The organism is Treponema sp. R80B11-R83G3 (assembly GCF_054786115.1).
In genome coordinates, this window is record NZ_BDHF01000536.1 from 1 (window position 1) to 407 (window position 407).

1 protein-coding gene is annotated in these 407 nt (G+C 45.7%); it reads right to left on the minus strand.

Going from position 1 to position 407, the window contains the following annotated elements:
- Positions 1-219: hypothetical protein (locus ACYVRH_RS14845; RefSeq protein ID WP_461257627.1), on the minus strand; the 219-nt coding region annotated here is incomplete at its 3' end.
- Between the last annotated feature and the right edge of the window lie 188 nt (positions 220-407).

Below are 407 nucleotides of genomic sequence, written 5' to 3' on the forward strand. Positions count from 1 at the left end.
ATGTACTGCCGCCGCCGCGCCCGCCTCGGACTGCAGCTCTATGACATCGGGGATAGATCCCCAGATGTTCTTGCGCCCCTGGGCGGAAAACTCGTCAGAGAGTTCGCCCATAGGACTGGAAGGGGTAATCGGATAAATCGCGATTACTTCGCTAAGCGCGTGTGCGACATGCGCCGCCGCGCTGTTACCATCAATCATTGCAATTGTTCTTTCAGCCATTTTTTACCTCTTTTTTTGGTAGATAAATTATATTATAGAAGGATTTTACCATGGATAGGGGCGGCTGATTTAATAACAAAACCTTATGGAAGCGACGAATTGTTAAACAGGGTTGAAAGCATAATAGAAAGACATAAAGAACAGTCAAAATAAAAAACATCTGCCGGTACTAGTCATAATCCCCTATC